This is a genomic window from Kitasatospora sp. NPDC059408 (assembly GCF_042751525.1).
Taxonomy (GTDB): Bacteria; Actinomycetota; Actinomycetes; order Streptomycetales; family Streptomycetaceae; genus Kitasatospora.
On record NZ_JBHYWI010000004.1, the window covers coordinates 1 to 13,785 of the forward strand.

The 13,785-nt window shown below is 74.7% G+C and carries 13 protein-coding genes; 10 read left to right on the forward strand and 3 right to left on the reverse strand.

Going from position 1 to position 13,785, the window contains the following annotated elements; translation table 11 throughout:
- Positions 1-516 (forward strand): RimK family alpha-L-glutamate ligase (locus tag ACFXDE_RS04650; RefSeq protein ID WP_380490882.1); only part of this gene is annotated, 516 nt, incomplete at its 5' end.
- A gap of 37 nt (positions 517-553) precedes the next feature.
- On the opposite strand, the gene ACFXDE_RS04655 is transcribed toward ACFXDE_RS04650, so the two are convergent.
- Complete coding sequence (locus ACFXDE_RS04655; protein WP_380490884.1) at positions 554-1,894, reverse strand: NAD(P)/FAD-dependent oxidoreductase; 1,341 nt, start codon at positions 1,892-1,894, stop codon at positions 554-556.
- A 459-nt stretch (positions 1,895-2,353) separates the two neighbouring features.
- Between ACFXDE_RS04655 and ACFXDE_RS04660 the strand changes: the two genes are divergently transcribed.
- The 7 genes from ACFXDE_RS04660 (at position 2,354) to ACFXDE_RS04690 (ending at position 8,748) form a co-directional block, all read left to right on the forward strand.
- Positions 2,354-3,949: a MerC domain-containing protein gene (locus tag ACFXDE_RS04660; RefSeq protein ID WP_380490886.1), complete on the forward strand. Its 1,596-nt coding sequence runs from the start codon at positions 2,354-2,356 to the stop codon at positions 3,947-3,949.
- 134 nt (positions 3,950-4,083) lie between these two features.
- Entirely contained in the window at positions 4,084-4,683 is a 600-nt protein-coding gene (locus ACFXDE_RS04665) for a helix-turn-helix domain-containing protein (RefSeq protein ID WP_380445766.1), read from the forward strand.
- A 67-nt stretch (positions 4,684-4,750) separates the two neighbouring features.
- Complete coding sequence (lepB, locus tag ACFXDE_RS04670) at positions 4,751-5,620, forward strand: signal peptidase I (protein WP_380490889.1); 870 nt, start codon at positions 4,751-4,753, stop codon at positions 5,618-5,620.
- A gap of 186 nt (positions 5,621-5,806) precedes the next feature.
- Positions 5,807-6,055: a hypothetical protein gene (locus ACFXDE_RS04675; protein WP_329931473.1), complete on the forward strand. Its 249-nt coding sequence runs from the start codon at positions 5,807-5,809 to the stop codon at positions 6,053-6,055.
- A gap of 175 nt (positions 6,056-6,230) precedes the next feature.
- Positions 6,231-6,890 carry a zinc ribbon domain-containing protein gene (locus ACFXDE_RS04680; protein WP_380445764.1) on the forward strand — a complete coding sequence of 220 codons (660 nt, stop codon included), beginning with the start codon at positions 6,231-6,233 and terminating at the stop codon, positions 6,888-6,890.
- Between the two features lie 176 nt (positions 6,891-7,066).
- Entirely contained in the window at positions 7,067-7,453 is a 387-nt protein-coding gene (locus ACFXDE_RS04685) for a hypothetical protein (RefSeq protein ID WP_380490891.1), read from the forward strand.
- A gap of 101 nt (positions 7,454-7,554) precedes the next feature.
- Positions 7,555-8,748, forward strand: coding sequence for a trans-sulfuration enzyme family protein (locus tag ACFXDE_RS04690; RefSeq protein WP_380490893.1), 1,194 nt, complete (start codon positions 7,555-7,557; stop codon positions 8,746-8,748).
- Between the two features lie 13 nt (positions 8,749-8,761).
- Here ACFXDE_RS04690 and ACFXDE_RS04695 read toward each other — a convergent pair whose 3' ends face one another.
- Positions 8,762-10,504 carry a SpoIIE family protein phosphatase gene (locus tag ACFXDE_RS04695; protein ID WP_380490895.1) on the reverse strand — a complete coding sequence of 581 codons (1,743 nt, stop codon included), beginning with the start codon at positions 10,502-10,504 and terminating at the stop codon, positions 8,762-8,764.
- A 199-nt stretch (positions 10,505-10,703) separates the two neighbouring features.
- Between ACFXDE_RS04695 and ACFXDE_RS04700 the strand changes: the two genes are divergently transcribed.
- Positions 10,704-11,558, forward strand: coding sequence for an SDR family NAD(P)-dependent oxidoreductase (locus tag ACFXDE_RS04700; protein ID WP_380490897.1), 855 nt, complete (start codon positions 10,704-10,706; stop codon positions 11,556-11,558).
- A gap of 78 nt (positions 11,559-11,636) precedes the next feature.
- Here the strand turns inward: ACFXDE_RS04700 and ACFXDE_RS04705 are convergent, their stop codons facing one another.
- Entirely contained in the window at positions 11,637-12,821 is a 1,185-nt protein-coding gene (locus tag ACFXDE_RS04705; protein WP_380490899.1) for a S1 family peptidase, read from the reverse strand.
- Between the two features lie 362 nt (positions 12,822-13,183).
- Between ACFXDE_RS04705 and ACFXDE_RS04710 the strand changes: the two genes are divergently transcribed.
- Positions 13,184-13,762 (forward strand): hypothetical protein, encoded by a 579-nt coding sequence (locus ACFXDE_RS04710; RefSeq protein WP_380490901.1) that lies wholly within the window; start codon positions 13,184-13,186, stop codon positions 13,760-13,762.
- Positions 13,763-13,785: the final 23 nt, after the last annotated feature.

A 13,785-nucleotide genomic window follows, 5' to 3' on the forward strand; every position in this document is an offset into this window, starting at 1 on the left:
GGCCCAGACGTCGCCGCCGAGGCGTTCGAACGCCTCGGCGGCGACGTCTGGGCCAGGCCGTGCGTGGGCATGGGCGGCGACGACGTCTTCCACGTCACCACCCGCGCCCAACTCGACGTCGCCGCACGGCACTACGCGGCCCTCGGGGCGGACTGGCTGATCGCCGGGGACGCCCGGAACTTCACCGCCGACGGGCAGCGCCACCAGTACCGGGTGGTCGTCCTCGGCGGCCGGGTCCTGCGCGCGACGGAGCACGTCCAGGCCGACCCGGACGCGCCGTGCAACGAGGTCCAGGGCGCCGTCTCCACGCTCCTGGAGGTCGACGAACTCCCGCCGGGGATCGCCGATCTGGCGGTCTCGGCGACGAAGTCCCTCGGCCTCCCGTTCGCGGGCGTCGACCTCGCCGCCGAGAGCGGCGGCGTGGTCTTCGAGGTCAACGTCCACCCGGCCTTCGGGCGGAACCGGGGGGTCGACCAGGTCGCCGTCCCGTACGTCGCGGCCCACCTGGAAGGCTGAGTCCCCTCCGGAGCCGGCTCCGAAGGGGATCCCGGAGTCAGCCGCGCAGGATCGCGCCGAGGAGCGCCGGGCGGAACAGCACGGTCGGCGGCGAGACCAGGGACATCACCTCGTGGAAGGCCGCCGTGACCGCGGTGTTGCGGGTCGCGGCGGCCAGGACCTTGTCCAGGAAGGCGTGCTGCACCTTCATCATGGCCCCGGACGGCCCGCCGGTGGTCGCGGCGAAGCGGACGTCCTCGGTGCAGGACATCACCCAGGCGTTCTTCGACGCCGCCGCCACTCCGCGCCTGGCGTCGCGGGCGGCGGCGTGGCCGATGCCGCCGTGCCGCAGCACCGCGCGGCGCAGCTCCCGGGCGCTCAGCAGCGAGACCGTGATGCCCTGCCCGTACACCGGGTTGAACGTGCAGAGGGCGTCGCCGATCGCGACGAGGCCCTCCGGCGAGCGGCGCTCGTAGTGGCGGCGCACGCCCGGGCCGGGGACGAAGCCGCGGACCTCGCCGGCGGGTTCGGCCTCGCGCAGCGCGTCGCGGATGGCCGGGTCGCGGAGCCGGGCCAGCTGACCGTCGAACCCGGCCTCGCCCGGCTCGGGCTCGGCGCCGCGCATGCCGGCCAGGCTGACGATCCAGCGGTCCCCCTCGACCGGGAGCAGGACGCCGAGGCGGGGCGCGTCCGGGGCCTTGGTCTGCAGGTAGATCGCCTTGCAGCCGAGGTCGCCGGCGCCGGCCGGGCGGTGGAAGAGCCGCGAGGTGTACGTGACACCGGCGTCCACCCGCTCCTCGGGCACCGGCGCGCAGCCGAGCTCCGCCAGCCAGCCCGCGACCCCGGTGGAGCGGCCGGTCGCGTCGACGACCAGCTCGGCCGGGATCTCCTGGACCTCGCCGCGCTCCGGGCCGCGCTCGCGGACCTTGACGCCGGTCACCGCGTGCGCCGAGCCGAGCAGCCCGACCACCTCGGTGCCCTCCAGGAACTCGATCGACGGGGCGGCGCGGACGCGGTCCAGGATCAGCTTGTCCATCACCGGCCGGGTGCAGGACAGGAAGGCCACCTGCGCCGGGTAGTCGGCCATCCAGCCGGCCGAGCTGAGCCAGCGCAGATCACCCGAAGCGGCGACCCGGGTGGCGCCCGCGTCCGTCAACTCCTGTTTGATGCCGGGCATCATCTCCTCCAGCGCCCGGTGTCCGGCCTCCAGCACCAGGTGCGCGTGCCGCCCCTGCGGCACGCCCGCGCGGAACTGCGGCTCCGAGGGGTAGTGGTCCCGCTCCACCACCACGATCCGCTCGGCGTAGCCGCGCAGCGCCCAGGCCGCCACCGTTCCGGCGAGTCCGCCGCCGATCACCACCGCCGTGCCCCGCCCGGGGGCCGTCTCCGAAGAAGTCATGCGACGTAGCGTAGTTGGGCGGTGGTGCGCGCGTAACGGATCGGTGGTGTGAACGGGCGCTGCTGGGGCGCCTGTTGACGCGCGCGCCGGGTCGGCGCCGAGTGCCCCCGGGGCGAACCGCCACGGGGAAACGATCGTGCAGGTACCGGGCTCGTGCGGTTTCGTGCGGCTGCCCCGCTCGTTCGTGCAGCTGCCCCGCTCGTTCCTGCGGGCGGCTCCGACGGACGGGCGCTCCGCCTGGCCGGGACACCGCCGGATCGCAGACGTCGCCTGCACCCAAGGGCCGACGGCGCTAAGAGTTCGTCAAGATCGGCGTCCGGCGGTGCCAAGGAGGCGCCGGGAGGAGTCTCATCGTCGACGGCGCGGAAACAGCGTCGCTCGGCGGAGAGGAAACGGTTCCGCGCGGGCCCCGAAGGGGAGGTCCCGCGGACCGTACAACGGGGAAGAGGACGTACGGTCATGACGACGGCGGCTAAGGGCAGAACGGCCACATCCAAGGAGGCCGCCTCAGCGGGCGCCTCGACGGGTTCCGCAGCGGGCTCCGACCCCGGGGAGGGGAGCCCAGCGGCCGCGCCGCCGAAGCCCGCCGCCCCCCGCGTCCCGCACCACCTCCCGACCGGCCTCGGCCACCGACTCCGCCAGGGCGCCCGCCGGATGGGCGGCCGGGCCTACTGGACCACCCCGCGCCTCGTCCGCGGCCTCACCGCGCTGAGCCTCGCCGCCCTGCTCGGCCTCGGCGCCACCGCCACCGGCGTCCTCGGCGGCGCCCGCGACGGCACCGACACCATCGGCCACGGCGCCGCCCCGCAGGCGGCCCGCGCCGCCGACCTCTACTTCGCGCTCAGCGACATGGACGCCCAGGCCGCCAACCTGCTGCTGATCGGCGCCGACCCGGACTACACGGCGCTGCACCGGACCACCCTCGACACCTACGAGCAGCGCCGCGCCCAGGCCGACGACGACCTCCAGCAGGCCGCCCAGGCCGCCGCCGACGACTCGGCCTCGCAGCGCGCCGTCCAGCGCGTCCTCGGCGAACTCGGCAGCTACGAGGCCCTGGTGGCCCGCGCCCAGCTGCTGGAGGACCAGGCCAAGGCCCCGGCCGGCAAGCCCTCCGAGGAGGCCCTCACGGCCTACCGGCAGGCCACCGACCTGCTGCGGCAGCAGCTGCTCCCGGCCGCCGACCAGGTCACCGCCGCCAACGAGGCGGTCGTCGACCACGTCTACGCGCAGCAGCGCTCCGACCTGGACAGCGGCTGGTGGGAGCTGGCCGCCGTCGGCCTGTTCGCGCTCGTAGCGCTGTTCGCGCTCCAGCGGACGCTGGCCGTGCGCTACCACCGCGTCGTCAACCCGGCGCTGGCGGCCGTCACCCTGGTGACCGCCGTCGTGCTCGCGGCCGGCCTGCACCTCGTCTCCACGGCGGACGGCAACCTGGTGACGGCCAAGAGCAACGCCTATGACTCGGTGATCGCGCTCAGCCGGGCCCGCGCCGTCGCCTACGACATGAACGCCGACGAGAGCCGCTACCTCGCCGACCCGGTGCTCGCGGCCACGTACCAGCGGACCTACCTGGAGAAGAGCCAGGCGGTCGTCCGTCTCGACGGCGCGACCGTCACCGACTACGACGGCCGGCTGGAGACCGCCGCCGCCAAGCACCTGGCCGACCGCTCGGTGCCGTTCGGGGGCTACCTCGGGACGGAGCTCAACAACATCACCTTCCCCGGCGAGCGGGACGCGGCAGAGCGGGTGCTGGCGGCCTTCCGGTCCTACCAGCAGGTGGACCACAAGATCCGCGTCCTGCACGACGCCGGCCAGCTGAAGGACGCGGTGACGCTCAACACCGGCCTCTCGAAGGGCCAGTCCAACTACGAGTTCGACCAGCTGAGCAAGGCCATGGGCGACACCATCGACGTCAACTCCCGCGCCATGGACGCGGCCGTCGCCGCCACCGACGACGCCCTCGACGGCACCACCGCGACCCTGGCCGCGGTCGTCCTGGCGGCGGCGCTCGTCCTGGTCGCCGTCGGCGTCCGCCCCCGCCTGCGCGAGTACCGCTGACACGTCCGGACGAGGGCCCGGTGACGATCCGTCCGTCACCGGGCTCCTCGGCGTGGGCGCGGAGGAAGGATTCCGCCGCCGTCCCCGCTGTGCCGGTTTGACAAACCGGGTTGCCGTGGCGGCGAATGGCGGGTATGGCCGACGACGCGGATCTCGAGAACGTCCTGAACACGGTGGGCCCCCGGCTGCGGGCGTTGCGGCGGGAGCGGGGGACGACGCTGGCCAAGCTGGCGGCGGCCACCGGCATCTCGCTCAGCACGCTGTCCCGGCTGGAGTCGGGCCAGCGCAAGCCGACGCTGGAACTGCTGCTGCCGCTGGCGCGCGAGTACCGGGTGCCGCTGGACGAACTGGTCGGCGCGCCGGCCACCGGCGACCCGCGGATCCACCCGCGGCCGGTGACCAGGAACGGGCAGACCATCGTGCCGCTCACCCGCCACCTGGGCGGGCTGCACGCCTACAAGCACATCATGCCGCCGGGGCACGGCACCGGGCCCGGGCCGGAGTTGAAGGTGCACGAGGGCTACGAGTGGCTGTACGTGCTCTCCGGCCGGCTGCGGCTGCTGCTCGGTCCGCACGACATCGAGCTCGGCGCCGGGGAGGCCGCGGAGTTCGACACCCGCACCCCGCACGCCTTCGGCAACGCCGGCCCGCAGCCCGTGGAGTTCCTCAGCCTGTTCGGGCCGCAGGGCGAGCGCATCCACGTCAGGGCGCGCCCGGGAACCTCTGTTCGGTAGGTTCGTTTCCTGACAGCGGGGGCTTTCCGTTCCGGACTCCCGCAGGCCATCGGGAGGGGCCGAGGAGATGAGTGTCCAGCAGAGCACGGAGACCGGGGACAGCGGCGGAGCCGGAGAGCGGGCCGGGAGCGGGGGCGGGGGGCGGCGCAAGGAGCGCAAGAAGCGGCCCTTCTGGCAGGAGCTGCCGATCCTCCTGGTGATCGCCCTGCTGCTCTCGCTCGGCATCAAGACCTTCTTCGTCCAGGCCTTCTCGATCCCGTCCGGCTCGATGGAGCAGACCCTCGACATCGGCGACCGCGTGCTCGTCGACAAGTTCACCCCCTGGTTCGGGGCGAAGCCCGAACGCGGCGAGGTCGTCGTGTTCCGCGATCCGGGCGGCTGGCTGGAGGGCCCGCCGAAGCAGTCCGGCGACTCCGTGATGGGCACCGTCCAGAAGGTCCTGAGCACCGTCGGCCTGATGCCCTCGGCCGACGAGAAGGACCTGATCAAGCGGGTGATCGCGGTCGGCGGGGACACCGTCGAGTGCAAGAAGGGCGGCCCGGTGAAGGTCAACGGCGTCGCGCTGGACGAGCCGTACGTCTTCCCCGGCTCCGCGCCCTGCGACAACGACCCGGTCGGCACCGTGACCGTCCCCAAGGACCACCTGTGGGTGATGGGCGACCACCGGAACAACTCGCGCGACTCCCGGCCGCACCACAACGAGACCGGCGACGGCTTCGTGCCGGTGGACGACGTCGTCGGCCGGGCCTTCGTCGTCGCCTGGCCCGTCTCGCACTGGAGCACCCTGCCGGTGCCCGACACCTTCGACCAGAAGGGCCTCGCCGCGCCGGCCGCCCCGCGGTCGCCGCTGGAGGCGCCGTCCGCCCCCGGTGCGGCGGCCCTGGTCGCCGCCGTGCCGCTGACGCTGTGGCGGCGCCGGCGCCGGGCGCGTCGCTAGTGCCGTGCCGGGCGTCGCAACACGGTGGACCTATCCGGCCACGGCACTACGGCCTGCCCGGGTCCGCGGAACCCCGCCCTCGCTGCTCTACACGCCTGTAGAGTTCGACGGGTGAGCTGCACGCCTGGTCGCGTGGCCGCCCGACCCGGGAGGCCGCCGGCCACGTCCGGGCCGGGAGGCGGAACCGTGGTGGAGAGTCGGCGCAGTCCTGCGGACGGCGGGGAGCCGGACGGGCCGGACGTCCAGTGGGTGTACCAGCCGGTCGAGGTGCACCTCCCGGACGGCTCCTGGCGGCTCGGCCGGATCAGCGGCTGGTGGCAGGACGCGGGCGGCGAGCGCTGGTGCCGCCTGCGGGTCACCCGCAGCGGCCGCCCGGCGGGCTGGGAGCGGTTCGACCCGTCGCGCGTGGTGCTGCTCCCGGCGGCGGGCTTGTGACCGCGGCCTGAGCAGGAGGTATCCCGGGGCCGGCGAATGTCACGGTTCGGCCCTGGTCGTGCTGCAACCGGTCTGCGGGACCTGGCGCAACCGCCCCGGTCCGTGCGAACGTCGCTTCGGGCGCGGTCGACGTGATGACCACCCACCTGCCACTCCACCAGTTTCCGGGGACGACGTGAGTTCCGAGATCTACTTCAGCAGCAACTACCGCGACATGTGCGAGCAGTACGGCACCGGCGCGGGCTTCCAGTTCGAATTCTCCTGCTACCGCTGCTCCGACACCTGGCGCTCGCCGTTCGAGGCGTTCACCACCGGCCAGGTGGCCGGGTGGATCGGCAAGGGCGTCAGCGCCGCCTGGAACCTCATCGGCGGCAACGCCAACACCATCAGCAACGCCGCCGACGGCCTGGCCGGGCACACCTGGGGCAGCGCGCGCGACGCCGCGTTCCAGCGCGCGATCACCAACGCCCAGACGCACTTCAACCGCTGCGCCCGCTGCACCACCTACGTGTGCGGCCGCTGCTTCGACCCGGGCCAGGGCCTGTGCCACAACTGCGCCCCGGACACCGCCGCCGAGGCCATGGTGGCGCAGCGGCGCGGCCTCAACGACATGGTGTCCGAGCGCGCCTACAGCGTCGGCCAGCAGTCCGGTGCGGAGTTCGACGTGAACGCGCGACGGCAGCTGGTGTGCCCGCAGTGCTCGGCGGAGACGCACGGCACGCCGTTCTGTCCGGGCTGCGGGTACCGGCTCGCGCAGCCGTCCGAGTGCGCGGGCTGCCACAAGGAGGTGCCGGACGGTTCGGCGTTCTGCCCGTCCTGCGGCACCAGGCGCTGACGCCGGGGCAGACGGGCAGGCGGGGGAGGCGGGGGAGGGGTGCGCTCCGGATTCCGTTCCGGGGCGCACGTCCGCGATTTCCGGCCGCCGGACGGGAACCCCGGGGCCCGGATGCGTCGTCGTTCTCCTTGGTTGACGCCCGGGCAGGACCCGGGCGCCGAAGTACGAGGAGCACGATGACTCAGCGGATCGCACGTTCGATGGCCGGCGCCCTGGTGGCGCTGCTGGCCGCCCTCGGCCTCGGTGCCGTGGCGTCGGGCGCGCCCGCGGCGGCGGCACCGCGCGCGGTGGCGGTCGCCCAGTCCACGGCCGGTCAGTCCACGGCTGGTCAGTCCACGGCCGGTTCGGCGGACGCGCACGCCGTGACGACCGTGACGGCCGCCGAGCGCTCGCAGTCGGCGGCTCGGCTCGCGGCGCCCCAGCCCCAGCAGAAGAAGAAGTCCGGGTTCTTCGCCAAGCTCGGCAAGTTCCTGCTGGTCGTGGTGATCCTGATCATCCTGCTCTTCGTGCTGCTGATCATCGGCATCATCTACTTCGTGAAGCGGATATTCAGCCGCCGCTGAGCGCCCCACCGCGCCGACAGCCCGCCGACACCCCGCCGCCCAGGGCCAATTGATCGCGATTGGCCCTGGGCGGCGCGGTCGTCCGGCCCCAGGATGGCGGCATGAGCGACTTCGACCGCACGCTGCGCCCCGAGAGCCGGATCGTCCACCCGCCCGTCGTGGAGGTGAACGGCAGCCGCCCGATGGGCGTGCCGCTCCACCAAGGCCACGTGTTCGCCTTCGACTCCAGCGACGCCCTCGTGGCGGCCTTCAGCGGCCCCGACGGCGGGTTCGTCTACAACCGCAACGGCAACCCGACGGTCCGTTCGCTGGAGGAGGCCGTCGCCGGCCTGGAGGGCGGCACCGGCGCGCTCGCCACCTCCTCCGGGATGGGCGCCATCAACACCGTCCTGCTCGCCCTGCTGCGCTCCGGGGACCACGTGATCGCCCAGCGCAGCCTCTACGGGGGGACGTTCGCGACGCTGGCCGACCTCGTCGAGCGCTGGGGCGTCGAGGTCACCCACGTCGGGGGCGACGACCCGGCCGAGGTGACGGCCGCCCTGCGGCCCAACACGCGGCTGCTGCACCTGGAGACGATCTCCAACCCGACGACGAGGGTCACCGACCTGCCCGGCCTGATCGCCGCGGCGAAGGCGGCCGGGGTCGTCACCGTCGTGGACAACACCTTCGCGACGCCGCTGCTGTGCCGGCCGATCGAGCACGGCGCGGACATCGTGATCCACTCGGCCACCAAGTACCTCGGCGGCCACTCGGACGTCCTGGCCGGGCTCGCCGTCTTCGCCGACCGGGAGCTGCACGAGAAGGTCTGGCACCACGCGCTCGAACTCGGCGCCACGGCCGACCCGTTCGCCGCCTGGCTCACCCTGCGCGGCCTGCAGACCCTCGCGCTGCGGGTCCGCCGCCACTGCGACACCGCCCTCGACCTGGCCGGCCGCCTCGCCGCGCACCCGGCGGTGACCGCCGTCCACTACCCGGGCCTGCCGGCGCACCCCGACCACGGGCTGGCACTGCGCCTGCTGCCCGAGGGGCACGGCGGCGTCCTCGCGTTCGACCTCGCGGGCGGGCGGGAGGCGGCCCGCGCGTTCACCGAGTCCGTCCGGCTGGCCTCGCTGGCGCCGTCGCTCGGCGGCGTGCACACGCTGGTGCTGCACCCGGCCAGCACGTCCCACCGGCAGCTGTCCGACGCCGAGTTGGCGGCGGCCGGGATCGGCGCGGGGACGGTCCGGGTCGCGGTGGGCATCGAGCACCCCGAGGACCTGTGGGCGGACCTGGAGCAGGCGCTCGCGAAGCTCTAGCGGGGCGGTCGGCTCAGCGCGGCCGGGGCCGGGCGGCCAGGAGCGCGATGTCGTCCTCGGCCGCCGCCGGCGCGATCGAGTGGAGGAGCGCGTCGAGGAGGTCGTCCAGCTCGCCCGCGGCGGGCAGGCGGAGGTCGGCGAGCCGCGCGAGCGAGACGTCGATGTCCTCGCCGCGGCGCTCGACCAGGCCGTCCGTGTAGAGGAGGAGGGTCTGGCCCGGGCTGAGCGGGTGGGTCGCCTGCTCGTAGCCGCCGAGTCCGGTGCCGAGCGGCGGGCCGGTGGGGATCCGCAGGAGCTCGGTGGCGCGGCCCGGGGCGATGAGGGCGGGCGGCAGGTGGCCCGCGCTGGAGAGCGTCCAACGGCCGCGGCTGGGGTCGGCGAGCACGAGGAGGCAGGTCGCCGGGCGGGCGGAGTCGTTGGCGGAGATGACGGTGTCGAGCTGGCGCAGGATGCGGTGCGGCGGCAGGTCCATCCCGGCCACGTCGCGCAGGGTGGAGCGGTAGTGGCTCATGTCCACCGCCGCCTCCACGCCGTGGCCCATGACGTCGCCCATCACCAGCAGCGTGCGCCCGAACGGCAGCCGGACGCTCTCGTACCAGTCGCCGCCGACCACCGAGGTGGTGCCGGAGGGCAGGTAGCGGGAGGCGAGGTCGAGGTTCTGGTGCGGGTTGCCGGGCTCGCTGAGCAGGGCGCGCTGGAGTTCGAGCGCGATGCCCTGCGAGCGGGTGTAGCGGCGGGCGTTGTCGATGCTCGTGGCGGCGCGGCCGGCCAGGTCCCCGAGCAGCTCCGTCTCGTCGGGGGTGAAGGCGGGCACGGCGTCGGTGCGGCCGAGGGTGAGCAGGCCGACGACGTGGCCGCGGGCGGTCAGCGGCAGCAGGAGCAGTGAGGTGAGGCCGGCGGCGGCGTCCGCTCCGTCGGTGAGCACGGCGACGCCGCCCGCGAGGCTGCGCGCGCCGGGGGAGCCCTCGCGGTGGCGGACGGACTCGCCCGGCCGGGGCAGTTCGTCGAGCGCGGCCTGGAGCCGCAGGACGGACTCGGCGGCGGCGCGGTGCAACCGCTGGGTGCCGCCCCGTCCGGTCCGGTCGGCGGTCGCCTCGGGCGGCAGGACGTCGACGGTGACGAACTCGGCGAGCCGGGGGACGGCGAAGGCGGCGAGCTCGGCGCAGGTGGTGTCGACGTCGAGGGTGGTGCCGATGCGCTCGGCGGCGGCGTCGAGGAGGGCGAGCCGCGCGCGGGCCCGTTCGAGCTCGTGCAGTTGCTCGCGGGCCGGTCCGGGGTCGTCGAGGACGACCACGACGACGCCGGCGGTCCGTCCGGCGCGCTCCAGCGGCCGGTAGCGCACGCGCAGGCCGGGCGGGACGGGCGCGCCCGGGGCGTCGGTGCCGCCGGTGACCTGTTCGCGGTCGCGGCCGTCGGCCAGCACGCGGCGCAGGGCGGCGGTGGCGCCCGCGAAGGCGGTGGCGTGGGCGGGGTGGCCGAGCAGGTCGGCGGGGTGCAGGCCGGTGACGGCGGTGAAGGCGGGGTTGGCGTACTCCCAGCGCAGGTCGGCGTCGAGCAGCGCGACCGCGACGGGGGCGGCGGCGAGGACGTCGCGGTGGAGGTCCGGCCCGTCGCTCCCGGTCACCGGGCCGGAGCGCGCGGCGTGGCCCGCCGTCGTCGCCGCTGCCGCCGTCGCGGACCGGCGCTCGGGCGTGACGGACGGGCCTTGGTCGCCCGGGGCGGGGTCCTCGGTTCGGTGGCCGTGCCGGAACTGCATACGCCCATGATCACGCCCCGCGGCCCGGCACGCCCGGAAGAGGGCGAAACCTTGACTGGGCGGAAGCGCGGTTGTGACCGACCCGATGGTATTCGTGCACGTATTTGCGTGTGCGCACACACAACGATAGAGTGCGTGCACACGCACACAGTCGTGGAGCCCGTCCCCGTCGGCGCACCAGCAGATGCAAGAGGTATCGATGAACACCACCACCGCCCCGATCGTCCTCATCACCGGCACCTCGTCCGGGATCGGCCTCGCCGCCGCCGTCTCCGCCGCCCGGGCCGGGTTCCACGTGGTCGCCACCATGCGCGACACCGGCCGCGCCGGTGCGCTGCGCGCCGCCGCCGAGGAGGCCGGCGTCGCGGGGCGCGTCGAGGTCGAGCGGCTGGACGTCACCGACCCGGCGTCCGTCGCGGCCTGCCTGGACGCCGTCGTCGCCCGGTACGGCCGGCTCGACGCCGTCGTCAACAACGCGGGTGCCGGGCGGGTCGGCACGATCGAGCAGGACGGGATGGAGCCGGTCCGGTTCACGATGGAGGTGAACTACTTCGGCGTCGTCGAGGTCACCCGGGCCGCCATGCCGCACCTGCGCGCCAGCGGCGGCCGGGTCGTCACCGTGACCAGCGTGGGCGGCGTCGTCGGCCAGCCGTTCAACGAGGCGTACTGCGCCTCGAAGTTCGCCGTCGAGGGCTTCATGGAGTCGCTGGCCCCGGCCGCCGCCTCGGTCGGCGTGCACGTCAGTGTGGTCGAACCGGGCGCGGTGGCCAGCGAGTTCATCGGCAACCAGGCCATCGACGTGCCCGCCCTGCTCGACGCGGCCGGCCCGTACGCCCCGGCGCTCGGCGCGTACGTCGACCGCACGCTCAAGGCCTTCGGGCAGGCGCAGACGCCGGAGGAGGCCGCCGCGCCGGTCGTCGAGGCGCTGACGGCCGAGCGGCCGGCGTTCCGGATCCAGACCTCGGCGGCGGCGCGGGCGTTCGCCGGCACCAAGCTGGCGGACCTCGACGGCTCGGCGGTGCAGACGATGACGGGCGGCTGGGTCGCGGGCTGATCCCGGCCGCGACCGGTGCCGCCGCCCTCCCGTCGCGCTTGCGGCGGGAGGGCGGCGCACTGGTGGACGGTCGGACGGTCAGGCGGTGGCCAGGGTCAGGCCGTAGGTCTGCAGGATCGGGTTGACCGGCTGGAAGTAGGTGGTGCCGCCGGAGGTGCAGTCGCCCGAGCCGCCGGAGGTGACGCCCTGCGCCTGGCTGCCCGAGATGAACGAGCCGCCGGAGTCGCCGGGTTCGGCGCACACGTCGGTGCGGGTCAGGCCGTAGACCGTGCCCTCGGCGTAGTTGACGGTCGCGTTGAACTCCTGGACGGTCCCGCAGTGCCAGCCGGTGGTGGAGCCGGAGCGGCAGATCGAGCCACCGATCGGGGTCTCGGTGGAGCCGGAAACCGTCACCGCGCCGCCGGCGTAGTCGCTGACCTGCGGCTGCGCCGTCCAGCTCGAATCGGCCTGGACCCACGAGTAGTCGTTGCCCGGGAACGTCGAGCCCTGGAAGGTCCCGATCGAACTGCCGTCGGAGGCCGTCGCGTTGGAGCCGGGCTGGCCGCAGTGGCCGGCGCTGACGAAGCCCGGCTGGCCGTTCGAGGTGACCGGGAAGCCGATCGAGCAACGGGCCGCGCCGTCGATGTAGTACGCGTCGCCGCCGTGCAGGTCGGCCAGCGGCCGCGGGGCCTCGGCGGCGCGCTCGACCCGGACGAGGCCCCGGTCGACGCCCGCCTGCCGGAGGAACGCCTCGGTGCGGCCGGTGTCGGTGGACTGGACGACGACGGTGTTCCCGGTGACGTCCACGTACCAGAGCGGCGTGGCCTCGGGCGTGGTGGCGGCGACGGCGTGGTCCAGCGCGTCCTTCGCGCCGTCGAGGGCGGCGAGGCTGTGCCGGACGACGGTGGCGGTGCCGCCGTGGGCGGTGATCTCGCGGGCGGCGGAGGCGTCGGTGGTGGCGACGGTGAGGGTGGCGTCGGGCCCGCTGACCCAGGCGCCCGCCCAGCGGTCGCCGAGCGCCTGACGCAGCGCCGACTGCACGGCGGTGGCCCGGCCCTCCTCTGCGAGCCGGTCGGTCGCGGCCCGCGGGGACAGGCCGAGGTCGCGCTGCATCGCGTGCAGGAGGGCGGGCGATGCGGCGACCGGCCGGGTGGGGGCGGCCAGGGCGGCGGCGATCGACGGTTCGTCGGCACCGGTACCGGTGGTGGCGCCGGAGGCGGGGGCGGCGGCGAGCGCGACGGCGGCGAGCGCGCAGGCTGCGGCGAGCGCACGGATTCGGAGCATGGGGGAATCTCCTTGGTTCGCGTGGGGGTTGGAGCGACCGTAGCGATCGTGACGTGACCTCAGGAACATGCCGGAACCCCCCGTGCTCCGGCGTTATACCCCCGCGCCGTCACCGCTCGGGCGCGATGGGGTGTTCGAATGGCGGACGCGTGGGGGGTGCGGAGGCGTGGAGGGGCGTGCGCGCATGCGCGAGGCGCTCAGGGGCGCGCGGCTGATGGGAGGCCGGGATGGTCAACGCTCGGTAGTCGGCAGGTCTCGATCCGCCAACGAGTGTGCGATCCGTGCCCGGCCGGTGAGGGAGTTCTGCTTGACTCGCTCACCTCTCCCACCTCACCCGAATCGGAACGGAGCGTTCTCCCCTCATGCCTTCACGGATACGCGTGGGCCGCAGCGGCGCCCGCCGGGGCGCGGGTCTGGCGGCCTTCGCCGGACTCGTCCTCACCGTCGGCCTGGCGCTGACGGGTTGCGACCCCTCGGCGGCGGACGCCGGCGCCAAGGCCTCGGCCTCGCCCACCCCGACGGCCGCGCCCGCCACTTCCGCACCCTCGGCTCCTCCCGGTCCTTCCGCTCCGCCCGCGGTCACCACGCCGGCGGCCGAACCGACGACGACCGTCGCGCAGCCGCCGGCCCCGCCCGCCACGCACGCACCGGTGTCCGCGCCCGCTCCTGCTCCCGCTCCGGCGAGCAAGCCGCCGGTGACCAAGGCGCCGCAGCCGCAACCGCAGCCCAAGGTGACGACGGCCCAGCCGCCGACCGACCCGCAGCCCCAGCCGCCCGCGGCCGCCGGTGGCGGCGGCTGCGAGATCCGTTCCAACGCGGGCAACTGCTACGCGGCCGGCCAGTTCTGCCGCGACGCCGACCTCGGCCTGAGCACCCACGACGCCAACGGCCGGATGATCACCTGCCGGATCGTGAGCGGCAAGCCGCACTGGCAGGCCTGAGAGAGCGGCCGTACCTGCCGCGC